The sequence below is a fragment of the Enterobacter mori LMG 25706 genome, from assembly GCF_000211415.1.
GTDB classification, from domain to species: Bacteria; Pseudomonadota; Gammaproteobacteria; order Enterobacterales; family Enterobacteriaceae; genus Enterobacter; species Enterobacter mori.
This window is the reverse complement of sequence record NZ_AEXB01000135.1, coordinates 1-1,138: the sequence shown is the minus strand read 5'-3', so window position 1 is coordinate 1,138 and position 1,138 is coordinate 1. Positions and strand designations below refer to the sequence as shown.

General features: G+C 45.1%; 1 protein-coding gene. It reads right to left on the bottom strand.

From position 1 onward, the window contains the following. Window positions 1-44: 44 nt before the first annotated feature. On the bottom strand, window positions 45-1,010 hold the full coding sequence (locus ENTMO_RS0100595) for a hypothetical protein (protein ID WP_237702304.1): 966 nt from the start codon (window positions 1,008-1,010) through the stop codon (window positions 45-47). Window positions 1,011-1,138 lie beyond the last annotated feature (128 nt).

Here is a 1,138-nt window from a genome sequence, read left to right as displayed (position 1 = left end):
ATAAGCGTGTCACACCGTCGAAAGAGCGCCCCCGGGGCGCTTTTTTACTTTGTCTCTCGCTTAACAACATCTTTTCTATCCTGAACCTCTACAAGGGAATAAAAAGGCGCGACGTTTTTACACGTCAGCCGCCAGATACCGTAATCCTGCTTTTTCGGCGTAAACACGCGGTAATTACCCTCGCCCATCATCATAAAGCGCGCATTGGGATAGTCGTTGAGGATCCGATATTCATTGTTGCAGTAAAACGTATCCCGAGTGTCGTAATCGATTGTCACATTGAGGACGTATTCAAGCACCCGACTGGTATTGACGTTATAAGCAATAAAGAAGATATAGCCAGCGCAGAAAAGCGGGGCAGAAACTGCAAGGACGTTGAACTGCATCGATGAATTCTGCAACAAGGGCAGTACCATCGTGAATAACAGAAATACCATTGAAAAAAATAAGGTGCAGAAAATTAAAAAGAATCCAAACGACGTAATTTTATTGAACGTCGCCTCATAGGTGACATCCGTGACGTCCATAAAGATCTTTCGCGCCAGTATGTAGCAGATGAAGGAGATAATCAGCCATAAACCGCGCGCAAGGGTGAAGGCCTTTTTCGCAATTTTCTTTCTGTCATCATCCACGGCGTCCAGATAGAGAGTGATGGAATAATAGATAAATCCCACCGTCCCGATAGCGAGCGTGACGGGCAGCTGCAGGCCATTTCCGGCGAAATATTTAAATGCCACGCACGATGCTAAAAAAAGCAGCGAAGACATCAGCGTCGAGCCCGCTATTTTTTTGTATTCATCCCATTCCATTCGGGACAGTTGCAGCAGAGTGAGGGGTTTTATACATGAGGAAATGATGATTGCGCAGGCAATCATCATGGCCATCCATACGAATACGGGCATCGCTTTACTGTTAAAGGGCGTCATGACAAAAATGGCGCCCGCATAAGCGATAAAATGGACAGCGGTACTGTGTCTGATGAGGAATGAAGGTTGTTTTCTGCTTTTCACCCGCGTTCTCCCTGAAAAAGGCTGACGTTCAGGACATCAGTAAATGAATATCAGCGCAATGCATGACGGTTATTTCATGTTCAGTAATTTTGAATAATAATAGCAAATCCTTCCGCTTTTAGTTGAAT